This window comes from Bittarella massiliensis (ex Durand et al. 2017) (genome assembly GCF_017566145.1).
Lineage (GTDB): Bacteria > Bacillota > Clostridia > Oscillospirales > Ruminococcaceae > Bittarella > Bittarella massiliensis_A.
The window spans coordinates 140,646-162,509 of record NZ_JABFCL010000005.1 but is presented as its reverse complement, the minus strand read 5'-3'; the positions used below and the strand labels follow the sequence as shown (position 1 = coordinate 162,509).

General features: G+C 63.7%; 20 protein-coding genes. 4 read left to right on the top strand and 16 right to left on the bottom strand.

Annotated features, from left to right (window positions below; translation table 11 throughout):
* Positions 1-35: 35 nt before the first annotated feature.
* Genes HJY11_RS07615 through HJY11_RS07605 form a run of 3 tightly spaced genes read right to left on the bottom strand, consistent with a single transcriptional unit; the run spans position 36 to position 2,236 of the window.
* The gene (locus HJY11_RS07615) at positions 36-1,394 is read right to left on the bottom strand and encodes an MATE family efflux transporter (RefSeq protein WP_208075388.1); all 1,359 of its coding nucleotides are present in this window, start codon (positions 1,392-1,394) and stop codon (positions 36-38) included.
* Entirely contained in the window at positions 1,387-2,016 is a 630-nt protein-coding gene (locus tag HJY11_RS07610) for a GNAT family N-acetyltransferase (protein ID WP_208075387.1), read from the bottom strand. The genes HJY11_RS07615 and HJY11_RS07610 overlap by 8 nt, the downstream gene beginning before the upstream one ends.
* On the bottom strand, positions 1,985-2,236 hold the full coding sequence (locus HJY11_RS07605) for an AraC family transcriptional regulator (RefSeq protein WP_208075386.1): 252 nt from the start codon (positions 2,234-2,236) through the stop codon (positions 1,985-1,987). Before HJY11_RS07605 ends, HJY11_RS07610 begins: the two co-directional genes overlap by 32 nt.
* 298 nt (positions 2,237-2,534) lie before the next feature.
* On the opposite strand from HJY11_RS07605, the gene HJY11_RS07600 reads away from it, so the two are divergent.
* Together HJY11_RS07600 and HJY11_RS07595 are read left to right on the top strand one after the other, a co-directional pair.
* Positions 2,535-3,110 carry a xanthine phosphoribosyltransferase gene (locus HJY11_RS07600; RefSeq protein ID WP_208075385.1) on the top strand — a complete coding sequence of 192 codons (576 nt, stop codon included), beginning with the start codon at positions 2,535-2,537 and terminating at the stop codon, positions 3,108-3,110.
* Between the two features lie 217 nt (positions 3,111-3,327).
* Positions 3,328-4,938, top strand: coding sequence for an amidohydrolase (locus HJY11_RS07595; RefSeq protein ID WP_208075384.1), 1,611 nt, complete (start codon positions 3,328-3,330; stop codon positions 4,936-4,938).
* A 53-nt stretch (positions 4,939-4,991) separates the two neighbouring features.
* Here the strand turns inward: HJY11_RS07595 and HJY11_RS07590 are convergent, their stop codons facing one another.
* A complete protein-coding gene (locus HJY11_RS07590; RefSeq protein WP_208075383.1) occupies positions 4,992-5,693 on the bottom strand; it encodes a sugar transferase in 702 nt (233 codons plus the stop codon).
* Positions 5,690-6,889 carry a DegT/DnrJ/EryC1/StrS family aminotransferase gene (locus HJY11_RS07585; RefSeq protein ID WP_208075382.1) on the bottom strand — a complete coding sequence of 400 codons (1,200 nt, stop codon included), beginning with the start codon at positions 6,887-6,889 and terminating at the stop codon, positions 5,690-5,692. The genes HJY11_RS07590 and HJY11_RS07585 overlap by 4 nt, the downstream gene beginning before the upstream one ends.
* Before the next feature lie 545 nt (positions 6,890-7,434).
* Between HJY11_RS07585 and HJY11_RS07580 the strand changes: the two genes are divergently transcribed.
* Positions 7,435-8,385 (top strand): NAD(P)-dependent oxidoreductase, encoded by a 951-nt coding sequence (locus HJY11_RS07580; protein ID WP_208075381.1) that lies wholly within the window; start codon positions 7,435-7,437, stop codon positions 8,383-8,385.
* Positions 8,386-8,948: 563 nt separating this feature from the next.
* Here the strand turns inward: HJY11_RS07580 and HJY11_RS07575 are convergent.
* On the bottom strand, positions 8,949-9,287 hold the full coding sequence (locus HJY11_RS07575; protein ID WP_208075380.1) for a histidine triad nucleotide-binding protein: 339 nt from the start codon (positions 9,285-9,287) through the stop codon (positions 8,949-8,951).
* 108 nt (positions 9,288-9,395) lie between these two features.
* Positions 9,396-12,050: an alanine--tRNA ligase gene (gene alaS / locus HJY11_RS07570; protein ID WP_208075379.1), complete on the bottom strand. Its 2,655-nt coding sequence runs from the start codon at positions 12,048-12,050 to the stop codon at positions 9,396-9,398.
* A gap of 508 nt (positions 12,051-12,558) precedes the next feature.
* Here alaS and HJY11_RS07565 point away from each other — a divergent pair.
* Positions 12,559-13,443: a YitT family protein gene (locus HJY11_RS07565; protein WP_208075378.1), complete on the top strand. Its 885-nt coding sequence runs from the start codon at positions 12,559-12,561 to the stop codon at positions 13,441-13,443.
* Between the two features lie 69 nt (positions 13,444-13,512).
* Here HJY11_RS07565 and HJY11_RS07560 read toward each other — a convergent pair whose 3' ends face one another.
* The 9 genes from HJY11_RS07560 to HJY11_RS07520 all read right to left on the bottom strand — a co-directional run bounded on the left by HJY11_RS07560 (position 13,513) and on the right by HJY11_RS07520 (position 21,845).
* Positions 13,513-14,100: a pentapeptide repeat-containing protein gene (locus HJY11_RS07560; protein WP_208075377.1), complete on the bottom strand. Its 588-nt coding sequence runs from the start codon at positions 14,098-14,100 to the stop codon at positions 13,513-13,515.
* Positions 14,093-14,317, bottom strand: a complete 225-nt coding sequence (locus HJY11_RS07555; RefSeq protein WP_208075376.1) for a PTS sugar transporter subunit IIA — start codon at positions 14,315-14,317, stop codon at positions 14,093-14,095. Before HJY11_RS07555 ends, HJY11_RS07560 begins: the two co-directional genes overlap by 8 nt.
* A gap of 39 nt (positions 14,318-14,356) precedes the next feature.
* Complete coding sequence (gene pfkB, locus HJY11_RS07550) at positions 14,357-15,277, bottom strand: 1-phosphofructokinase (protein ID WP_208075375.1); 921 nt, start codon at positions 15,275-15,277, stop codon at positions 14,357-14,359.
* Complete coding sequence (locus HJY11_RS07545; RefSeq protein ID WP_208075374.1) at positions 15,274-16,026, bottom strand: DeoR/GlpR family DNA-binding transcription regulator; 753 nt, start codon at positions 16,024-16,026, stop codon at positions 15,274-15,276. The genes pfkB and HJY11_RS07545 overlap by 4 nt, the downstream gene beginning before the upstream one ends.
* Positions 16,027-16,402: 376 nt before the next feature.
* On the bottom strand, positions 16,403-17,272 hold the full coding sequence (locus HJY11_RS07540; protein WP_243764306.1) for a MerR family transcriptional regulator: 870 nt from the start codon (positions 17,270-17,272) through the stop codon (positions 16,403-16,405).
* A gap of 156 nt (positions 17,273-17,428) precedes the next feature.
* Positions 17,429-19,042 carry a peptidoglycan D,D-transpeptidase FtsI family protein gene (locus HJY11_RS07535; protein ID WP_208075372.1) on the bottom strand — a complete coding sequence of 538 codons (1,614 nt, stop codon included), beginning with the start codon at positions 19,040-19,042 and terminating at the stop codon, positions 17,429-17,431.
* A 389-nt stretch (positions 19,043-19,431) separates the two neighbouring features.
* The gene (locus HJY11_RS07530) at positions 19,432-19,779 is read right to left on the bottom strand and encodes a transporter (protein WP_243764305.1); all 348 of its coding nucleotides are present in this window, start codon (positions 19,777-19,779) and stop codon (positions 19,432-19,434) included.
* Between the two features lie 164 nt (positions 19,780-19,943).
* The gene (locus HJY11_RS07525) at positions 19,944-21,041 is read right to left on the bottom strand and encodes a BMP family ABC transporter substrate-binding protein (RefSeq protein ID WP_208075371.1); all 1,098 of its coding nucleotides are present in this window, start codon (positions 21,039-21,041) and stop codon (positions 19,944-19,946) included.
* 258 nt (positions 21,042-21,299) lie between these two features.
* Positions 21,300-21,845: a Gx transporter family protein gene (locus tag HJY11_RS07520; protein WP_208075370.1), complete on the bottom strand. Its 546-nt coding sequence runs from the start codon at positions 21,843-21,845 to the stop codon at positions 21,300-21,302.
* Positions 21,846-21,864 lie beyond the last annotated feature (19 nt).

Here is a 21,864-nt window from a genome sequence, read left to right as displayed (position 1 = left end):
GAGCCGGGAGAGAAAAGCGGCCCGGGGACGCCCCGCTAGCCGGCCGCCCTCTCCCCCTCCAGCCGCCGGCGCTGCCGCCAGAGGCAGAGCGCCGAGCAGAGGAACGCGCCCCCCTCTGCCAGGGGGACCGCCAACCAGATGCCCGCCGTCCCCCAGACCCGGGGCAGAAAGAGGATGGCGGGGGCCAGCAGACCAAAGGTGCGCAAAAAGGAGAGCAGGGCCGACGTCCTCCCGTCCGACAGGGCGGTAAAATAGGCCGAGGAGAAGAGGTTTATCCCCGAGAAGAGGAAGGAGTAGGCAAAGAGGGAGAAGCCCTCTGCCGCCAAATTTGCCACCGCCCGGTTCTCCCCCGCAAAGAGGACGGCGATCCATCCGCCCCCCAGCAAAGCCGCGGCGAACACCGCCAGGGAGGCAATCCCCACCGCCCCCAGGGCCAGGCGGGCGGTCCTCGCCAGGGCCCGCCGGTCCCCCTTTCCCCACTGGTAGCTGATGATCGGGGCCACCCCCATGGAAAAGCCGATGGAGAGGGTGCTGAAGACAAACTGGGAGTAGATGAGGACGGTGATGGCCGCCACCCCCTCCTCCCCCAGGCGGGCCATCATGGCGGCGTTGAAGAGGAAGGTGGTCACCGCCGCCGCCAGCTGGCCCACCATCTCGCTGCAGCCGTTGTGGCAGCTCTCGGCCACCGTCCGCCACCCGCCGCCGGGTCGGGCGAAGCGCAGGCTCCCCCCGTCCCGGGCGAAAAAACAGATACCGGCCGCTGTGGGGATGGCATAGCCGATCCCCGTCCCGAGGGCAGCCCCCGCCACCCCCATCCCCCCGGGGACGATGAAGAGCCAGTCCAGCAGGGCGTTGGCGCAGCCCGAACCCAGGGTGAGGCCCAGCCCCAGCCCGGGGCGGCCCGCCGTCACCAGCAGGTTTTGAAAGAACACCTGCCCCAGCCCCGCCGGGGTGAAGAGGAGGATGACGGCCAGGTAGTCGCGGCAGTAGGGGTAGAGCCGGTCGCTGGCCCCCAGCCCCCGGATGAGGGGGGAGAGAAAGAGCAGCCCTCCCAGGGCGATCAGCACCCCGAGGGCCCCGCCGAAGAGGGCCAACAGGGTAAATTTGCGGCGGGCGGCCAGGGCGTTCCCCGCCCCCATCTCCCGCGCCACCAGGGCGCTCCCCCCGGTGGCGAGCATGGTCCCCAACCCCACCGTCAGGTTGATGACCGGGCAGACGATGTTCACCGCCGAGAGGGCGTCGGCCCCCACCAGCCGGGCGATAAACAGGGTGTCCACCACCGTGTAAAGCCCCATGAACAGCATGGTCCCCACCGTGGGCAGGGCAAAGCGCAGCAGGGCGGCAGGGCCGAAGGGCCGGTCCAGCGGGTTTGCCCCCTCGGCCTTCTTACCCATCCCGCCGCCTCCCCTCCGAGGGAAAGAGGGCCATCTGCTGGGTGGGGTAGCCAAACTCCACCCGCAGCGGGCCCTCCACAAAGCCCAGGCGCAAAAAGGCGGCCCGGTAGCCCGGGTCGGCCCGGTCCCCCGCGCGGAAGGTGGTCAGGTAGAGGGGGCTGCCCGGCCAGCGGGCGGCGGCAAAGCGGAGCATTGCCCGGGCCGCCCCCCGCCGCCGGCAGTGGGGGGACACCGTCAGGTAATCGATCCAACCGGGGGTCCGACCCAGGATCAAGGCACCCGCCAGCTCCCCTTCCCCGGTGGGCAGGAGAAAGGCCCGCCCCTGCGCCACCGCCGCGGCGAGGGCGCGGCGAAAGGGCCCCTCCTCCAGGTGGGGAAAGCCCTCCACCGTGGAAAAGGCCAGCTCCATCCAGGCGGGGATGTCCCCCCTTTGGGCCGGGCGCACCGCCCCAAACCGCCGCGCCCCCCTGGCTGGGGGCTGCCAGGGGCGATGGCGCAGCTGGAGGGGGTAAAAGCGGCCCTCCTCCCGAAAGGCGCGGGGCGGCTGCTTGTAAAAGGCGGCAAAGGCGGCGGTAAAGGCCTGCTGGCTCTCATACCCCGCCGCCAGGGCGATCTCCGCCAAAGGCTGGCGGGTGTAACACAGCTGCAGCGCCGCCCTCGGTCAGCCGGCGGCGCTGGGCGTAGCGGGCGGGCGGCAGCCCCACCGCCCCCACAAAGGCCCGCTGCAGGTAGTAGGGGGAGTAGTGCAGCCTCTCGGCCAACTCGGCCAGCGGAATGCGGCGCTGCAGCTCCCCCTCGATGATGGCGACTGCCTCCGCCGCCAGGTTTTGCGCGCTGTTCAACGGTGCTCCCCCCTCTCTGTTTTTTTCAGTATAGCAGATCGGCGCGCGGGGCGCTTTCTCCCCCTTGCCCATTTTTCGGGGAGAAGCGCAAAAAATCGCTTAAAAGCGGAAACGGTTTGCCGTCGAAATGCCCCGCCGCTGTCAAGGGGCCGCCCTTTTTTCAGGACAGATGCCAACGGTGCCAGACTGCCCCCGAAAAATCGGCGGATTTGTGAGCAGTTTGCCCATTTCTTTCTGTCCTGCCGCCGTGGTATTCTGGGGGTACTTTGGAAAATGGAAAGCAGGAGGAAAGACGCCTATGGAGCTTTTGAAGCAGCGCATCTTACAGGACGGAAAGGTCAAGCCCGGCCACATTTTGAAGGTGGACAGCTTTCTCAACCACCAGATGGACATCCCCCTTCTCGACGAGATCGGGGCGGAGTTTGCGCGCCGGTTTTCGGGGACGCCGGTCAGCAAGATCCTCACCATCGAGGCGTCGGGCATCGGCATTGCCGCCATCGCCGCCCGCCACTTCGGCAACGTGCCGGTGATCTTCGCCAAAAAGACCAAGTCCAAGAACCTGGACGGGGACATCCTCACCGCCCAGGTGACCTCCTACACCCGGGGCACCACCTTTGACATTCAGGTGGAGAGCAAGTTTGTCAACCCGGGGGATCACATCCTCATCCTCGACGACTTTCTGGCCCGCGGACAGGCCCTGCTGGGGCTCATTCAGCTGGTGCAGCAGGCGGGTGCCACCATCGCCGGCTGCGGCATCGTCATTGAAAAGGGCTTTCAGGACGGCGGCGAACTGGTGCGCCAGACCGGCGTCCGGCTGGAGAGCCTGGCCGTCATCAAGGAGATGAGCGACGACAGCCTGGTCTTTGCCGACTGACCACCCGCCCAGACGCCACTGCCGGGGACGCCCCCTCTCGACCGCCGAGGGGGGGCGTCCTTTTTTTCGCGCAGAGTTTACAGTTTTTTCATAGCTGTCGCCAGGCCGCCCACTACAATAGAAAACACGGCCCGGCATATCTCCCCGGGCCGGGGACTAGACTACTGTATATCGGCCGCCCTCCCCGGCGGCACAGAAGAGAAGGGTGAAACGCAATATGTCACAAACGCTCTACTACAACGGCCACATCTACACCATGGAGCCCGGCGACCAGTGCCGCTGCGAGGCTGTTTTGGTGGCGGGCGGCCGCATTTTGGGAACCGGCTCCCTCGCCGCCATGGAACAGCTGGCCGACGCCGGTGTCCGCCGGGTGGACTTGGGGGGAAAGACCCTCCTCCCCTCCTTCATCGACCCCCACAGCCACCTCTCCATGCTGGCAAACACCCTGCACGCCGTCCCCCTGGGCGACTGCACCAGCCATCAGCAGATCGTGCAGCGGCTGCGAGAGGCGGTGGCCAGCAGGAATTTGGAGCCCGGCCAGTGGGTCGTCGGCTTTGGCTACGACCACAACCGCCTGGAAGAGGGGCGCCACCCCACCCGGCAGGTGCTCGACCAGGTCAGTTCCACCCGGCCGGTGCTCATCACCCACCAGTCGGGCCACATGGGGGTGGCCAACACCATCGCCCTGAACCAGAGCGGCTACACCCCCCAGACCCCCGACCCCGAGGGGGGCAAGATCGGGCGGGATTACGCCACCGGGGAGCTCAGCGGCTACCTGGAGGAAAACGCCTTTATCTCCTTTTCCTCCTCCGCCTCCGGGCTGGCCCCCACCTTCGCGCAGATGCTGACCCTCTGTGAAAGGGCGCAGGAGGTCTACCTCAAGCACGGCATCACCACCGCCCAGGAGGGGATGGTCAAGCACCAGAATTTCACCCTGCTGCGCACCCTGGCCGAGCACGGCAGCCTGAAACTGGACCTGGTGGGCTATGTCGACTTAAAGGACGAGGCGGAAATCGCCAGGGAAAACCCCGAATACCTGCGCCAATACCGCAACCGGCTGAAGATCGGCGGCTACAAGATCTTCCTCGACGGCTCGCCCCAGGGGAAAACTGCCTGGCTCTCCTCCCCCTATGAGGGGGAGCGGGACGGCTACTGCGGCTACCCCATCTACAAGGACACCGAGGTGGAGCGGTTTTGCAAGATCGCCATGAACGAGGGGATGCAGCTGCTCTGCCACTGCAACGGCGACGCCGCCTCGCAGCAGTACCTGGACGCCTTCACCGCGGCCAAGGCCGCCCTGCCGGACAGGGACACCTGCCGCCCGGTGATGATCCACGCCCAGACGGTGCGCCCCGGCGACCAGGTACCCCGGATGAAGGAGCTGGGGATGATGCCCTCCTACTTTGTCGCCCACACCTATTTTTGGGGGGACACCCACCTGAAAAACCTGGGGCAAGAGCGGGCCAAGCGCATCTCCCCCGCCGCCTCCACCTTAAAGGCGGGCATCCCCTTCACCTTCCACCAGGACACCCCCGTGCTGGAGCCGGATATGCTCCGCACCGTCTGGTGCGCGGTCAACCGCATCAGCCTCTCGGGGGCCGACATGGGGAAGGAGGAGCGCATCTCCCCCCTGGAGGCGCTGAAGGCCGTGACCATCAACGCCGCCTACCAGTACTTCGAAGAGGACGAAAAGGGTTCCATCGCCCCCGGCAAGCTGGCCAACCTGGTCATCCTCGATCAAGACCCCATGGAGGTGGACCCCATGGCCATCTGCGACATTCGGGTGGTGGAGACCATCCGCGAGGGCGAGACCCTCTACCGCGCTTGAGCGACTGGCAAAAAAAGAGTGTGCGAATGCAATTCGCACACTCTTTTTTCGCTTTAATCCTGGTGAAAGAAAACCCCCATGACGGTTTTCCACATCAACTTCAAGTCCTCTCCGAGGCCGAAGTTTTGCAGGTATTCCAGGTTGTAGCGCATCTTAGCGGGCAGTACCCGGGTGACATAGGCCTGGTCAATGTCGCCACAGCCCTCCTCCATGGCCTGGTTGAGGATGGTCTGTTCGTCCTTGAACTTGATGCTGGCGTTGGAGGTGATCCCCGCCGGCAATAGCAGGGTGGCCCGCATCTCGTCGGTGTAGGCGTCCACGTACTGGGGCACCTCGGGGCGGGTGCCCACAAAAGTCATCTGCCCCAAAAAGACGTTGATGAGCTGGGGCAGTTCGTCCAGCCGGTAGACGCGCAGCTTGTCCCCCACTCGGGTGACCCGGCTGTCCCCGGGGGCGGTGACGGCGCTGCCCAACTTGTCCGCATCCTGCACCATGGTGCGAAACTTGAAGATGCGAAAGGGCTTGCCGCCGGTGGTGATCCGCTCCTGCCGGAAAAAGACCGGCCCGCGGGAGTCGCACTTGATGACGATCGCCAACACCAGCAGCAGCGGCGACAGGCAGATGAGCATCAGGGCGCTGACGATCAGGTCAAAGGCCCGCTTGCAGAGAAGGCTCCCCCTTTTTTTGAGCAGCCTGTCCCTGTATTGGTGGATGATGGGGGCGTCCATTGCCCCCGTCAGTTTCCCTGGTATCATACATCTTCCTCAATGCTTTGCAAGACCGCCGCGATCACATAGTCCACCTGCTCGTCGGTGAGGGTGCTGTACAGGGGGAGGGTCACCTCGTTTACAAACTGGGCGTAGGCGTTGGGGTAATCGGCAATGTCAAAGCCCAAATTTTTATAGGCGCTCAGCAGCGGCAGCGGCTTGTAGTGGACGTTGGTGGCGACCCCCTTTTCGGCGATGCGCTCGATGAGGGCGTTCCTCTTTTCCAGGCTGTACCCGGGAACCCGGGTCAGGTAGAGGTGGCCGGAGGACTGGTATTCCCCGGTGTAGTGGGGCATGATCTCCAGCTTGCCGGCAAGGGCGGCGTCGTAGCGCGCGACCACGGAGCGGCGCTCGGCCAGCAGCTGGGGATAGCGCTCCAACTGGCTCTGGCCCAAGCCCGCCAGAATATCGGTCATATTGCACTTGTAGGCCGGGGAGACGATGTCGTACTCCCAAGCGCCCAACTTGGTTTTGGAGAGGGCATCTTTGGTCTGCCCGTGCAGGGAGAGCAGCATGAACTGGCGGTAGATTTCCTCTCCATCGATGCCGGGGAAGTCCAGCCAGGTGGCGCTCCCCCCCTCGGCGGTGGTGAGGTTTTTCACCGCGTGGAAGGAAAAACAGGTGAAGTCGGCCACAGAGCCGATCCGTCTGCCCTTGTAGGTGGCCCCCACCGAGTGAGCGGCGTCCGCCACCACGGCCACCCGGCCGATGGCCCTTTGCAGGTCGTTAGACGGGGTGAAGAGGTCCTTTTTTTGCTCCAGCACCGAGAAGATGGCGTCGTAGTCGGCGGGCACCCCGCCGATGTCTACCGGAATGACCGCCTTGGTTTTGGGGGTAATGGCCTTTTCCAGGTTGGCGGCCGACATGTGGTAGCAGCCCTCGTCCACATCGACGAGGACCGGGGTGGCCCCCACGTGGCAGATGACGCTGCAGGAGGCCGTATAGGTATATGCAGAAGTGATGACCTCATCCCCCGGGCCGATGCCCAGTACCCGCAGGGAGAGTTCCAGCGCGGCGGTGGCCGAGTTGAGGCAGGCGGTGTGGGAGGTGCCGCAGTAGGCGGAGAGGTCTTTTTCCAGCTGTTTGGTCTTGGGGCCGGTGGTGATCCAACCCGAACGGAGGGCATCGACTACATTGGCGATGTCCTGTTCGCTAATATCCGGGGGAGAAAAGGGAATTTTCATTACAAATCGCACTCATTTCTCTTGATTACTCGGTGGATAAGCCACAGAAGAAAGGACGGCACCCTGCCCGAGGCAGCATTGGGCCGACCTTGCTTGAATCAATTGTAATCGTTTCCCCATGGCCTGTCAAGAAATGGGGGCGGTTTATCACGGAAAATTCATTTTCTCCCCGACTTTTCAGGCAGCGTTTACACGGGGTTCACCTTCTCCCTTTTGCGGCCACCTCAGGGCCATTTTTTGCCCATATTCTTCCCTTTTCCACAGCTTCCTGTACCCGGCTGCTGCTGCTTGTGGTATAATGGCCAGGCAGGTGGGCAAATGCCCTTTGTTCCCTGCCCGATGGCCCGATCCCGCTGTGTGCAACACCTGCCCTCCGGCGATCCCCTTGCGCTTGCAGGGGGTTGCCGCCGGGCGGTGGATCTGCTGGGCCCCCGCCCCGCAAACTGGAAGCCGCCCATGCTGTCCGGCTCCCCGTTCCAGAGGTGGTAGAGCGCCTGTTTTGGCAGGGGGATGCCAAATCATCAAGAGAGAAAGAAGGCACTTTTGTGAAGGATAAAACCGTGGTTCTCAACGCCGATCGCATCAACTACGACGGCAAGATCGACTTCTCCCACATCGCTTCTCAAGTCACCGTTTACGGCGCCACCGACGAGGGGCAGCTGTTGGAGCGCATTCAGGGATACGACATTGTGGTGACCAAGGAGATGCCTGTCTCCGCCGAGAGCATCCGCCGGTTCCCCGATTCGGTCAAGCTCCTCTGCGAGGCGGGGACCGGCTACAACAACATCGACCTGGACGCCGCCAAGGCGCGGGGTATCACTGTCTGCAACATCCCCGCTTACAGCACCCAGCGGGTGGCGCACACCGTCTTTTTGCTGCTGCTCGGCCTCTTCTCCTCCATGCAAAAGCAGCAGGCCATGCTCTGCCGGGGCGATCACAGCAATTTTGAGCAGTTTCTCCAGGTCGACCACCTGGAACTCAATGGCAAGACCCTGGGGGTCATCGGGGCCGGACACATCGGCCGGGCGGTCACCCGCCTGGCCCACGCCTTTGACATGGAGGTGCTGGCCTACACCCGCACCCCCCGGCCCGACGAGGAGGGGGTGCGCTATGTTCCCCTCGACACCCTGCTGCGGGAGAGCGACGCCGTGACCCTCCACTGCCCCCTCACCGAGCAGACCCGCCACATCATTGACCAGGCAGCCCTCGCCAAGATGAAGCCGACCGCCTTCCTCGTCAACACCTCCCGCGGAGCCCTGATCGACGAGCCCGCCCTCATTCGGGCCCTGACTGCCCGGCAGATTGCCGGGGCTGGACTGGATGTATTGGAGCAGGAGCCCCCGCGGCCAGACAACCCACTCTACACCCTGGACAACGTGATTCTCACCCCCCACATGGGTTGGAAGGGGTTGGAGACCCGCCAGCGCCTTGTCAATTTATTGGGGGAAAACATCGCCGCCTTCTGCCGGGGAGAACCCCGCAACGTCATCGTCTGACCGCAATTGGCTGATTAAGTGGATAAAAGGGAGCCGGAGCAGCAAATACTGCTCCGGCTCCCTTTTGCTGCGAGTGTTTGAGAGGGAGGGCGCTTGGGGATGAGAGGTTCGCGTGGGGCGGCTGTGTCTGTGTAGGCGCTGAATCTTTAGGTTGTGTCCCCGCGTGGGGGACGACCCAACCTTCCCGCGAGTGGTTACTGTGTCCTCTGTATTTCAATCCACGTCCCCGCGTGGGGGACGACGAGCGATGCCGGTGGGTCACCCTGACCTACGCCGAATTTCAATCCACGTCCCCGCGTGGGGGACGACAGCAAAACAGCACAAAAACAAGGTACTGCTTTCCCATTTAGGATACCCTTTTCACAAAATCCTGTCAAATTTAAATTTCTTTTTTCCATACTTTCCCACTTAACTGCAAGCAACCAAAGATTTGCGGTGCGAACCTCCTGGCAGATAGATGTTCTCTTGGGGTTCGCACCCGCCACTTGGGGGAAAAGAGGACAAAAAAGCTGGACGCGACTGCGTCCAGCTTTTTAATCGAGATGTGCGCGGGGGCAGAACAATTAGCCCGGGGGCCAGGCCAGCGAGCGGCCGGCCAACACGTGAAAGTGCAGGTGCCCCACCGTCTGGCCGCCGTCTTTGCCGCAGTTGTTGACGATGCGGTAGCCGTCTTTCAATCCCAACTCCCCTGCCAGTTTGGCAATGGTGGCAAAGATGTGGGCGACAACGGCGCTGTTTTCTTCGGTCAGCTGGTCACAGCTGGCGACATGGGCCTTGGGAACGACCAGAAAGTGAACCGGCGCCTGGGGGTCGACATCGTAAAAGGCCAAGATAGAATCGTCCTCATAGAGCTTTTTCGAGGGGATCTCCCCCGCTGCGATCTTGCAAAAAAGGCAATCCACTGTGCACTCCTCCCTTCTCTCGGCGTGCCGGGGCTCTCCCCCGCCCGCCGGACGATTTTGGGTAAACTTTAAACGCCGCGCCCCGCCAAAGGCAGGGCGAAAAACCCGCTAGCGAGCGATCATCCGGGCGATGATGCTGGGCACCTGGGCGATGGCCTCGTCGATTTTGAAAATCTCCTTGACACCGGCCATGGCGTTGTCGGCCCGGCCGCCGCCGCTGCCCCCAGCCAGTTTGGCGATCTCCTTGACCAGGTTGCCGGCATGGACCCCGGCCTCGACGGCCTCTTTGCCGCAGGAGACGCAGATGGTGCCCTTGCCGTCCACCACGGTGGAGAGGACGGCCACCATCCGCGGCGCTTTATCCCGCACCCGCTCGCCCATTGAGCGCAGGCTCTTGGCGTCGGTGCCGGTGAAGGAGGCGCTGACCAGCCGCACATTTCCCACCTCGGTGGCCTGCTCGAAGAGGCTGTCCATCTGGATGGCGGCCAGCTGGCTGCCCAGCTCCTCGATCTGCTTGCCGCAGCGCTTGAGCTCTCCCATCACCGACTCGGCCTTCTCCACCAAGTCGGCGGGGTTTTGCAGTTTCAGCGCCCGGGCGGCCTGCTCAATGGCCTCCTGGTTGGAGTCAAACTGGCGGATGACGCCAAAGCCGGTCACGGCCTCGATCCGGCGGACGCCGGCGGCCACCGAGCTCTCGGAGAGGATCTTAAACAGCCCGATACAGCCGGTGTTCTTCACATGGGTGCCGCCACAGAACTCGCGGGAGAAATCCCCCACCGAGCAGACCCGAACGGTGTCGCCGTACTTCTCGCCAAAGAGGGCCATGGCCCCCAGCTGCTTGGCCTCTTCAAGGGGCATCTCCCGCACATCGGTGGGCACAGCCTCCATGATCTTGCGGTTGACCAGCTCCTCCACCTGGGCCAGTTCCAACCCGCTCATGGCCGAGAAGTGGGAGAAGTCAAAGCGGACGCGGTCCTTGGTGACCAGCTGACCGGCCTGGTGGACATGTTCGCCCAGCACCTCCCGCAGGGCGGCCTGCAGCAGATGGGCGGAGGTGTGGTTGCGGGCCACGGCGGCGCGGTAGTCCCTGTCCACCGAGAGGCGCAAGGCGTCGCCGGTGTGGAGGGTGCCGCACTGCACGGTGACGGTGTGGAGGTACTGGCCGGTGGGGGACTTGGTGCAGCCCTCCACCAGGGCGGCGATTCCCTCGCCGGTGATGGCGCCCCGGTCGCCCACCTGACCGCCGCTCTCGGCGTAGAAGGGGGTGGTGTCAAAGATGAGGGTGGCCTGCTCCCCGGCGGCGACGCTGTCAGCCAGCTGGCCGCCCGCGATGATACAGGCCAGACGGGCCACCGCGTCCAGCTTTTCATAGCCCACAAACTCGGTGCGGGGCAGATCCAGTTCGGCGGTGACGTCCTCCGACCAGGCGATGGTGTCCATCTGCTCCCTGGCGGCGCGGGCCCGCTGGCGCTGTTGCTCCATCAGCTCGTTGAAGGTCGCTTCGTCCAGTTCGATCTCCCGCTCGGCCACGATCTCCCGCACCAGGTCGATGGGGAAGCCGAAGGTGTCGTAGAGCTTGAAGGCCTTGTCCCCGGGAAGGACCGCTTTGCCGGCCTTGATCTGCTCGGCGCTGATGTGGTCGAGCATGGTGGCCAGCAACTCCATCCCCTGGTCGATGGTCTTTTCAAAGCGGAGCTCTTCGTTCTGGATGACCTTTTTGATGTACTCCCGCTTCTCGCCCAACTCGGGGTAGGCGCCGATGTTCTCGTCGATGACGGTATCACAGACCTGGTAGAGGAAGGCCCGGTCGATGCCCAGCAGCCGTCCGTGGCGGGCTGCCCGGCGCAGCAGCCGGCGCAGCACATAGCCCCGGCCCTCGTTTTGCGGCACCACCCCGTCAGAGACCATAAAGACGGTGGAGCGGATGTGGTCGGTCACCACCCGCAGGGAGACGTCGGTGCGGGGGTTTTCGCCGTAGTGGACGCCGGCGATCTTGCTGATGTGCTTCATGATGTTCTGGACGGTGTCCACCTCAAAGAGGTTGTCCACCCCCTGCATCAGGCAGGCGAGGCGCTCAAGGCCCATGCCGGTATCGATGTTCTTGTGCTCCATCTCGGTGTAGTTGCCCTCGCCGTCGTTGACGAATTGGGAGAACACCAGGTTCCAAAACTCCATGAAGCGGTCGCACTCACAGCCGGGACCGCAGTCGGGGCTGCCGCAGCCGTACTTCTCGCCCCGGTCAAAGTAGATTTCGGAGCAGGGGCCGCAGGGACCGGCGCCGATCTCCCAGAAGTTGTCCTCCTTGCCCAGGCGAACCACCCGCTCAGGGGCCACGCCGATCTCCTTGGTCCAGATGTCGTAAGCCTCGTCGTCGTCCAGGTAGATGGTGACCCAGAGCTTGTCCACCGGAATCTCCAGCCGCTGGGTGATGAACTCCCAGGCCCAGGCGATGGCCTCTTTCTTAAAATAGTTGCCAAAGGAGAAGTTGCCCAGCATCTCAAAGTAGGTGCCGTGGCGGGCGGTCTTGCCCACCTGCTCGATGTCGGGGGTGCGGATGCACTTCTGGCAGGTGGTGACCCGGACGTTGGGCGGGGTCTCCTGTCCGAGGAAGTACTTTTTCAAAGGGGCCATCCCCGAGTTGATGAGCAGGAGGCTGTTGTCCCCCTGGGGCACCAGCGGGGCGCTGGGGAGACGGGTGTGGCCCTTCTCCTCAAAAAAGGCGAGAAACTCTTCCCGCAGTTGATTCAGTCCAGTCCATTTCACGATCGACTCGCTCCTCTTTTCTCGTTGGTTGCGCCGAAGGGCCCTGCTCCAGCCAGCGGCCGCACCGCACAAAAAAACAGCCCCGCCCCCACTCTGGGACGAAAGCTGTCAGTTTCCGCGGTACCACCCAAATTGCGCAGGGCACAAAGGCCCCCGCCTCTTTGCGGCCGTAACGGGGCCGGGCCCGCCGCCGGTCCTCCCGGCGAAACTCCAAGGCGGCAGCCATGCGCCCCTCCCAAGGGCCCTTTCAGCACAGGGGCCCCTCTCTGGGTGGGGAGGCGCACAGCCTTCCTCTTCAGCGTCTTTCACAAAGATGATTGTACACGCACCAGCTGGTCTTTGTCAAGGAAAAGACGGCTTTTTCAGGCCATTTTCCCCACCTGCCCGGGCCGAATGCCCCATATCGACGGAAAGACCTTCTTTTTTAGCGCCCACTCTTGAAAAATGAGGCCAAATCGCGTATACTGGCTCTGTTTGGAAAAGCTAGAGAGAAAGGACGTGACCGGAGATGAAGATCGACTGGAAAGAGGAGGGGAAGAAGGTCCCCTTCATCGTGGCGGGAAACGCCATCCTGGCCCTGGGGGTGGTGGCCTTTATCGTGCCGGGCGGGCTGATCTCCGGCGGGGCCACCGGCCTGGCCCTGCTCATCAGCCACCTGCTGCCGGTGGACATCTCCCTGGCGCTCTCGGCCCTCAACTTCGCCCTCTTTTTCGTGGGGGCGGCCTTTTTGGGGCGGCGCTTTGCCCTGTCCACCCTCCTCTCCTCGGTGCTCTACCCGCTGTTTGTCAAGCTGTTTCAGTCTGTCCCCGCCCTGACTTCCTTCACCGACAACATCCTCCTGCAGACGGTGTACAGCGGGCTGCTGGTGGGATTGGGGGTCGGCCTGGTGCTGCGGGTGGGCTCCTCCACCGGGGGGATGGACATCCCGCCGGTGATCCTCCACGAGAAGATGGGGCTGCCCCTGGCGGGGCTGATGTACGGCTTTGACACGGTGATCCTGCTCTGCCAGATCGGCTATTCCAGCGCCGAACAGGTGCTCTTCGGGGTGTTGGAAGTCCTCATCAGCGCCCTGGTGATGAGCCGGGTGCTGCTTTTGGGCAAGAGCCAGACCCAGGCCATGATCATCAGCCCCAAGTACCGGGAGATCAGCCAGGCCATTCAAGAGCAGTTGGAGCGGGGCACCACCCTGCTGGCTGCCACCACCGGCTACCTGCTGGCCAACCAGCAGGTGGTGATGGCGGTGGTCTCCAACCGGGAGCTGGCCCGGCTCAAATCGGTGGTCACCGCCATCGACCCCCAGGCCTTTATGGTGCTTAGCGAGGTGGGGGAGGTGCGGGGGCGCGGCTTCTCCTTTGAGCAGGAGCGCCGTCGCCGCCCCGGGCAGGCCCGGTAAAAAGGAAGGGAGGAGCCCCTGGACGGCAGCGCTGTCCGGGGGCTCCTCCCTTTTGTCTGTCAAGGATGCTCACTCGACGGTGACTTCCAGGGAGTGGAGGAGGTTGACGGCCTCGGGGAAGGAGAAGCGGGCCCCCTTCATCCGGCTGGTGAGGACGTCGATCTCGTACCCTGTCGCCTCGCGGAAGTCCGCCCCCCGCAGGTCGCACTTGAAAAACTCGGTCCCCTCCAGCCGGCAGCCGAAGAAACGGCTTTCGAAGAGGTCGCACTCGCCGAAGGTGGATCGCAGGAGGGCGCAGCTGGAAAAGTCAAACCGGCGCAGGCTCATCCCGGTGAAGGTGTTGTACTTGAGCTGGCAGTCCTTCAGGCTGCCGATCGGCTCGGCGAAACGGCCGCCGGGCAGCAGTTCGCCCCAGTTGACCCCCACCAGGGAGGAGCCGGTCCAGTCGCTGCCGCGCAGTTCCGACCCTTCGCTGCGCAGGTTGGTCACCCGGCACCCCTCAAACCGGCAGCCGGAGAAGGTGCAGCCCAGCAGCCGGCCATTTTCGGCGGCGCAGCCGACAAAGGTGCAGTCGGCAAAGGTGCACCCCGCCAGGGTCTCCCCCTCCAGCCGCACCCCCTCGAAAAGGCGGTCTTCAAAGTAGCTGTTTTCAACCATTGGAACATACCTTGGCGTGGGGGATGGCCACCCCCTCGCCGATGCCGGTGGTCCCCTCCTCCTCGCGGGCCAGGATTTGGGCTTTATCGGCGGCCTTGTCGGCAAGGACCCCCAGACGGTCCATCAACTCCACCAGCTCGTCGACGGCCTGGGCCTTGCCGGCGGCCTGAAAGTGCAGCGCAACCCCCTGCTCGCAAAGCAACTCGGTGATTCGCATCTCTCTTGTACTCCTCTCTCCAAAAGGGGGCGGCCCCCTTTAAAACGATTTGATCTGCACCTGGGACGCCAGGCGCTCGGCCTCGGCCCCGGTGGCAAGGGTCTCGGAAAAGGCGGTGGCGCTGCCCGCGCCGACGGCCAGGGCGAAGGCGCGCCTGACGTCTCCCCCGCTCGCCAGCCAGCCGGCCAAAAAACCGGCCACCATCGAGTCCCCCGCCCCCACCGAGCCCTTGACCCGGCCCTGGGGGGCGGCGGCCCGAAAGCGGACGCCCCCCTCGCTCACCAGGACGGCGCCCTCCCCCGCCAGGGAGACGAGGACGTTTTGCGCCCCCCGGCGGCGAAGCTGCTCGGCGCAGGAGGCGATCTCCTTCTCCCCCGTCAGGGGCCTGCCGAAAATCTCGCCCAGCTCGTGGTTGTTGGGCTTGATGAGGAAGGGCCGGTAGGGCAGGGTCTCGCAGAGAAGGTCGCCGGTGGCGTCCACCGCGGCGCGAATGCCCCGGCCCTGAAGCCGCTTGAGAATGTTCTGATAGACATCGTCCGGCAGCGCGGCGGGGATGCTCCCGGCCAGCACCAGGATGTCGCCCTCTTCCAGCTCGTCGAGGATGGCGTAGAGCTCTCCCATCGCCTCGGGCCCAATCGGGGGGCCGAGGCCGTTGATCTCGCTCTCCTCCTCCGCCCGGACCTTGACGTTGATGCGGGAAAGGCCCGCGGGCAGGTGAATAAAGCGGGTGGCGCAGCGGCGGGCGTTCAGCCGGCGCTCGATCTCGTCGCCGGTGAAGCCGGAGACAAAGCCCAGGGCGGTGCTGGGGTAGCCCAGGTTTTGCAGCACCATCGAGACGTTGAGCCCCTTGCCCCCGGCGGCGATGGTCTCGCCGGCCGCCCGGTTGACCCGGCCCAGCTCCAGCTTTTCAAGGGAGAGGGTGTAGTCCAGCGAGGGGTTAAAGGTAACGGTGTAAATCACAGGGTATCGACCTCCCAAACGGTGGTTTTTTCGGCGTATCTCCGGTCGCCGAGGCGGGTGGTGACGATGGCGGCGTCGCCCAGACCGGCAAAGGTCACCGAGGAGAGCTTGCCGAACTTGCTGGGGTCGGCCAGCACAAAGGCCTCGCCGCAGTGCAGGAGGGCGGCCTCCTTGACCTGGGCTTCCCGCAGGTCGGGGGTGGAAAAGCCCCCCTGCAGCCCAATGCCGTTGGCCCCGAAAAAGCCCTTGGTGAAGTGGTAGCGGCCCAGGGCGGCCAGGGCTTCGCCGCCGACAATGCCGTCGGTCACCGCCCGCACCTCGCCCCCCAAGAGGACGGTGCGGCAGCCCTTTTGGGCCAGCTTTTGCGCGTGCACCACCCCGTTGGTGACGTAGACGGCCTCCCGCTCCTGTAGGGCGTCCACCAGCATTTCGGTGGTGGTGCCCGCGTCGATGTAGCAAAAGTCGCCCCTGGCGATGAGCCCGGCGGCATAGGCGGCAATCCGCCGCTTCTCCCCCGCGTTCTGCCCGTGGCGGACGCTGACCTCGTCCTCGCCGGCGACATAGCTGTTTTCCAGCGCCGTGGCCCCCCCGTGCACCTTGATGAGTTTGCCCATCCGGTGCAGGGCGGTCAGGTCCCGGCGGACGGTGGACTCAGAACTCCCCAGCAGGGCGGTCAACTCGGCCACCGTGGCGCTGCCCCGCTGGGCCACCCACTGCAAAATCTCCCGGTGGCGCTCTTCCATCAGCATCTCATTCCTCCCCTTCTGTCGGGGCTTCCCCCGCTCTGTGCCCCCATTATACTGCCAATATCAATCACATTCAATCATTTTTAATCAAATAATCGCTGTGCTTTTGACCGTATATGATTGTTTGGTTTTGTGAAATCTGCCCGATTCTCCCCTTTTCCCGCCCTTGCAAGGGGAAAACGCCGCTGCAGAGGGGCGACTGATTTTGACCGTTTGAAAGGGGCTGATCGGATTTGACCGAATCCGTCAGAGGGGTTTTCGGAAAGGGCGCCTGTTGGAACGTTTCCCCTTCTGGGCGGGTTTTATACGGCGCCAAGAGAGCGGGCCCCGGCGCGATCAGCTGCCGAGACCCGCCCTCTTTTCTCTGCGCCGGGCCGCTCTACTCCCTTTTCTCGAGATAGGCCTGGAGGGCAAGCCCCAGGAAGCGGGCGCACCCCTCTTTGCCAAAGTGGCGGTCGGTGCCCTCGATGTAGGCGGGGTTTGTCAAGTAGCACCCGGCCAGAAAGGGCCAGTACCCCTCGCCCATGTCGGCGCCGCCGCTGGCGCGCTGGGCCATGGCGACCCATTCGGCAACGGCGGCCTGCACCTCGGGCGAGCGGGGGTCCGCCTGCAAGTCGTTCAGGATGCGGTGGGCGACGGCATCCCCCTGGGCGACCAGTTCATCCACCTGGGAGGGCTCGACCGGCGGGCCCTTTTCCAGGTAGTTTTGGAAGTTCTCCTTCATGGCGGCCGCGTATCTCTCCATGCTGCCGTACTGCCGAAGCACCATCGGGGCGATGTCCCCGCTGTGGGCTCTCAGCTCGCCGAGCATCTCGTCAAAGGAGTCGACGCTGCCGAAGCGCTCGACGATCTTCTCCAGGTGGGTCTCCTTGAATTTTGCCAGAACGCAAAAGTACTCGCTCATGTCAAATTTGTCAAAGTCCATACACGTCTCCCCCTTTGCCAGCCTGTCCAACAGCTCCAACAGGCCGTTCAGCCGGTCCCGCTTCATCTCGATGAGCTGCCGCTGTTTGGCGAAGGCGGCCGCCCGGTCAAGGGCGGGGTCCGCCAAAATGGCCTGGATCTCCCGCAGGGTGAAGTCCAGCTCCTTAAAAAACAGGATCTGCTGCAAGGTCTCCAGGGCGGCCTCGTCGTAGAGGCGGTAGCCGGCCTCGCTGGTGGCGGTCGGTTTGAACAGGCCGATTTCGTCGTAAAACTGCAGGGTGCGCACGCTGACGCCGGTCAGCGAGGCGACCTGTTTGACGGTCATCACAGCTTGCGATCCCTCCCTCTTCGCGGTGGTGGTGGATGTTCGTTCTGCCGGCAGAGAGGGCGGCGGGAACCGCCGCCCTCTGTGACCACTATACCCCCTCACGCACCGTGAGGGTCAAGGGGGGAAATGAACTTTTTCAAAAAATTGCAAGTCCTATTGCAGGGCCATCAGCCCCTCGGCCAGCTCCTTGAAGATGGGGGCGGCCACGAAGCTGCCCTCGCCGCCGTTTTCGCAGAAGACCACCACCGTGTAGCGGGGGTTTTCCGCCGGGAAAAAGCCGGAGAAGTAGGCGTTGAGCTGCTCCTCCCCGTCCACAAAGACGCCGGTCTGGGCGGTGGCGGTCTTGCCGGCGATGGAGAGCCCCTCCACCTTGGCGCGGGTGCCGGTGCCGCCCTCCTCGGTCACCTGGAGCATGGCCTCCTTGACGGCCGCGGCGGTCTCCTCCGCAATCACCTGGCGGGCGGCGGGCGGCGCTTCGGCCCGCAGTTGGCCGTCCTGGTAGATGCCGCGCAGCAGGGTGGGCTGCCGGTAGACGCCGTTTTGGGCAAAGACGTTGACCATGGCCGCCAGCTGCACCGGGGTGGCCAGCAGCTTGCCCTGGCCGAAGGAGAAGTTCTCCATGTCCCCCTGCAACAGCTGCCGGGCGGTGGGCAGGTTGCCGGCCGCGGCGGATAGGCCGTCGCAGAAGACCGTCTTTTTGCCAAATCCCATGTCCTTGGCCAGAGAGAGGAGGAACTGGTCCCCCATCTGCTGGGAGAGCTGGACAAAATAGCAGTTGCAGGACTTCTCGATGGCCCCGGCCATGTCCAGCTCGCCGTGGCCCTGCAGCTTGTGGCAGCGGTAGATGGTGTCCCCCACCGTCACCTGGCCCTCGCAGGTAAAGCGGGTGTCGGCGGAGATGCCGCTCTCCACGGCGGCGGAGGCGGTGACCAGCTTGAAGGTCGAGCCCACGGCGTAGGCCTCAAAGGCCTTGTTCACCAGGGGGGAGTGGGGGGCGCTCAGGCTGGCGGCCACGTTGCCCGGGTCGTAGGTGGGGAAGCTGGCGCAGCCCCGAATCTCGCCCGAGGCGCTGTCGAGAACCACGATGGCCCCCGACTCGATCGAGCGGCCCCCCACCTCCTCGCAGAGGGACTGGACGCGGCTGTCCAGCGTCAGCACCGGACCGCGGTTGAGGTCGGGGTCGGACTCGCCGGTGATTTCCCCCGAGAGAAGGGGGGAGCCGGTGGCGTCCACCCCAAAGGAGAGAGAGCGCTCGCCGCCCAGCTCCTCCAACTGGTCGTTGAGGGCCTTTTGCAGCCCCACCACCCCGCCGCTTTCATCGGTGTAGCCGATGATGTGGGGGGCCAGCTGCCCCTCCCCCACCGGCTTTTGGTAGGCCGCAGTGTAGCCGCCGGAAAAGTGGATCGGCCCGGTGAGGCCGACTGAAAAGATCTTTCCCTTGGCCGCCATCTCCAGGGCGTAGTCCCGGTCTTCGGGGACAATTTTTGACAGGATGGTCTTGACCTGGCCGAAGTTCTTGGTCACCACCAGCTTGTAGCCGGTCTCGGCGTTGGTGAGCCGCTGCAGGTTGCAGTCAAAGATGGTTCCCCGGTTCTGGGCGATGACCACCCGCCGGGTGGATTGGCTGCGGGCGGCCGAGACGATCTCCTCGTCCCGGCCCAGGGCATAGATGCGCCCCCCCAGCAGCGCCGACACGGCCGCCAGCACCAGGGCCACCACCCGGATGCGCTTTTGCAGTTTGGTTCGCTTCTCCCTTGCACGGCGCATAAAAAAACGCCTCCCCTGTTTTTTCCCTTAGTATGGGCGGCGGGGAGGAGAGATAAACTGCAAGGCGCGTCTCCACTTTTTTGTGACCAAATCGCCGGAGCGCCCATTTCTTGTGTTCTTTCACCAGTGGACTGAAGCACCTGCCCAAACCGCCTGTGAAAAGCGGCCTTTATTGGCAGAGCGAGTTGCGCTATTAGCGCCCTGTGCACCGGGGGGAGAAAAGCGGTCTTGCCCCCCTAAAAGCGCACCGGCGGCTCCCTCGGTCCCCTCCCCCGCAGGCCGTCGAATACGCCCTGGGCAGCCTGCCGGCGAAGGACCCGCCGCCCCCGCCGTGACGGGGCAAAAAAGCCGCCCATGCGGGCGGCTTTTCCTTTTTTACCTGCGGCCGTTCAGCCGTCGGTGTGTTTGAGAAACTCGAGAAAGGCAAAGACGATGGAGACCACTGTGAGGACGGCGACAATCAGTTCTGACATGTTGTTGGCGTACTCGGCCTGCCCGGGGGACAAGGCCCCCAGCACCAAAAAGTAAACGCACCAGATAAACCCCAGAAGCAGCCCGAGGAAGGTGAGGTATTTGGCCACCCGGGCCGCCCGTGCCAGGGCCTTTCGGGTCTGCGCCACCTGCTGCTGGGAATAGTCCTTTTTGCGGCAGAGGGCCTTGATCGCCCCACCCAAAAAGCCCAGTATGACCCCGACCGACACGGCGAGGCAGAATCGATAGAAGACGCCCATTTCCATTCCCCTTTCTCCCCGCCGGGCGCACCGGTTTTCCCCGATTGTAGCCCCTGTCCCGGCAAATGTCAAATATCTGGCAAAAGCAGACCGGCGTCTGGCCACTGGCTGCCGGACGCCGGTTCGCTTGGAAATGAGAGGTTTTCAAAATGGGAGAGAGGGGCAAGCCGCTAGGCCTTGACCTCGTTTTTCATGGTGTTGATGACTTCCTGCTCCAGGCCAAAGGCGCTTTTGACCTTGATGGAGCCGCCGGTGATCCCCTCTTTGCACTGGGTGATGTAGTCCTGTACCTCTTGGGGGGTGTTTTGCTTGTAGAAGTCGTTTTCGGAGAGGCCGATGGCCCCCCGGGCAATGCCCCAGGTCTCGTTGGTTCCGTACATCTCGGTCTCGCCGTTCATGGTCATCTTGGTCAGGTCGTAGATGGCCACGTCGTTGCGCTTTTGCATGGAGACCAGAATCAGATCGGCGATCTCGGGCTTGCTCTCAATAAAGAAGTTGCGCTGGTCGGCATCCACGCCGATGCCCCAGGTCCCCTCTTTGGTGCTCAGGGCCTCAAACACCCCCAGTCCGGCGCCGCCGGCCACCTGGTGGATGATGTTGGCGCCGCTCTGCTCGATCTGCAACAGGGCCAGTTCTTTGGCCTTGGGGGCGTTGGAGAAGTCGCCCACAAAGGAGATGGCGACCTTGCCGGTGGGGCTGGCGTGCTTGCTGCCCTCGATGTAGCCCACCAAAAAGTCGTTGATGACCGTGTCCTCCCGGCCGCCCACCCAGCCGATGACCCCGTTTGAAGACATCTTCTGGGCCAGGGCCGCCGCCAGGAAATCGCCCTCGTTCTGGGCGTAGGTGATGCAGTAGACGTTGGGGTGTTCGGGCACCTTGCTGGGGTCGACGTCAAAGGCTACAAACTTGACGTCGGGGAACTCGGCGGCGTGCTTCTGCACGTATTCCAGCCGCTCGCTGCCGGAGAGGAACACCAGGTCGTAGTTCTCGGCGGCGTCGAGGATACTGGGCTCGATCTTTGCCTTGTCGGTGCCGTACTCGATGGTCTTGTAGGTCAGGCCAAACTCCTTGCCCGCCTTTACCAACCCCTCGTTGGCAATGTCGGACATGGACTTATCGCCCAGGTTGGCGGTGACATAGCAGATGCTCTCAATGTGCTTTTGCTGGCTGGAACCCTCGTTCCCCGCCTCTTTTTTCTCCCCGCAGCCGGTCATCGTCAACCCTGCGAGAACGCTCAGCGCCAACAGTGATGCCATCCATTTCTTCATGGTTTTCATATCCTCCCCATCTGTTTTTTGACCGTTGTCAGCTGTCTTTGACGTCCGACCAACTTGTATCTAAAACATAACATCAAGACAACAAGCTGTCAACACGGGGGCTTCATTTTCCCCTTTCTGCCAAAAGAGCGAACCCTTTCTTTGTACATTTGTACTAAGTATATAACAAGTTGCGGGTGCCATGGGGAATCAAGACGCACTGCCGATCAAAAAAGGACCCGGCATCTGCCGGGTCCCGCTGTCCATTGGTTATTGCCGCCGGCCGCTCTCCCCCCGCAGCTGCAGCCGCTGGATGTGGGGCATTACCACCCGCAGGGTGGTGCCGGTGACCACCCCCATCACCACCCCGGAGACCAAGAGCACCGGCAGGTAGTAAAAGGCGGCGGTGGTTTTGAGGAGGAGGACCGACATCCCGATCTGGCCCAGGTTGTGGCCGATGGAACCGGTCATGGCCAGGGCCAACAGATCCACCCTGCGGCTCTTCTTGGCGGCGCGGGAGAGGAGGACGACCCCCTCCATCGCCAGCACCGAGACCAGGCTGCCCGCCAAACTCATGCAGGCGGAAATGGCCCCCCGCATCAAAAAGGCCGAGAGTCCCTTGAGGGCGGTGAGGGTGAGGGCGCTGCGAAAGTCGAGACAGAGCAGGCTGTACATCACCACGATGTTGGCCAGCCCCAGCTTGACCCCAGGGGGCATGGCGGGCAGCGGCGGGATGAGCCCCTCCAAAAAGGAGAGGACCAGAGAGGCGGCAAAGAGAAGGCCCATCAGGGCGATCCGCCTGGTTTTTTGGCGCATGGTGCCGCTCCTTTCCCCC

What these genes read in the sequence shown, in the direction of transcription:
- HJY11_RS07615 (WP_208075388.1), bottom strand. Translation starts at nt 1,394, where the DNA reads ATGGGTAAGAAGGCCGAGGGGGCAAACCCGCTGGACCGGCCCTTCGGC.
- HJY11_RS07600 (WP_208075385.1), top strand. Translation starts at nt 2,535, where the DNA reads ATGGAGCTTTTGAAGCAGCGCATCTTACAGGACGGAAAGGTCAAGCCC.
- HJY11_RS07595 (WP_208075384.1), top strand. Translation starts at nt 3,328, where the DNA reads ATGTCACAAACGCTCTACTACAACGGCCACATCTACACCATGGAGCCC.
- HJY11_RS07590 (WP_208075383.1), bottom strand. Translation starts at nt 5,693, where the DNA reads ATGATACCAGGGAAACTGACGGGGGCAATGGACGCCCCCATCATCCAC.
- HJY11_RS07585 (WP_208075382.1), bottom strand. Translation starts at nt 6,889, where the DNA reads ATGAAAATTCCCTTTTCTCCCCCGGATATTAGCGAACAGGACATCGCC.
- HJY11_RS07565 (WP_208075378.1), top strand. Translation starts at nt 12,559, where the DNA reads ATGAAGATCGACTGGAAAGAGGAGGGGAAGAAGGTCCCCTTCATCGTG.
- HJY11_RS07560 (WP_208075377.1), bottom strand. Translation starts at nt 14,100, where the DNA reads ATGGTTGAAAACAGCTACTTTGAAGACCGCCTTTTCGAGGGGGTGCGG.
- HJY11_RS07555 (WP_208075376.1), bottom strand. Translation starts at nt 14,317, where the DNA reads ATGCGAATCACCGAGTTGCTTTGCGAGCAGGGGGTTGCGCTGCACTTT.
- HJY11_RS07545 (WP_208075374.1), bottom strand. Translation starts at nt 16,026, where the DNA reads ATGCTGATGGAAGAGCGCCACCGGGAGATTTTGCAGTGGGTGGCCCAG.
- HJY11_RS07540 (WP_243764306.1), bottom strand. Translation starts at nt 17,272, where the DNA reads ATGACCGTCAAACAGGTCGCCTCGCTGACCGGCGTCAGCGTGCGCACC.
- HJY11_RS07535 (WP_208075372.1), bottom strand. Translation starts at nt 19,042, where the DNA reads ATGCGCCGTGCAAGGGAGAAGCGAACCAAACTGCAAAAGCGCATCCGG.
- HJY11_RS07530 (WP_243764305.1), bottom strand. Translation starts at nt 19,779, where the DNA reads ATGGAAATGGGCGTCTTCTATCGATTCTGCCTCGCCGTGTCGGTCGGG.
- HJY11_RS07525 (WP_208075371.1), bottom strand. Translation starts at nt 21,041, where the DNA reads ATGAAGAAATGGATGGCATCACTGTTGGCGCTGAGCGTTCTCGCAGGG.
- HJY11_RS07520 (WP_208075370.1), bottom strand. Translation starts at nt 21,845, where the DNA reads ATGCGCCAAAAAACCAGGCGGATCGCCCTGATGGGCCTTCTCTTTGCC.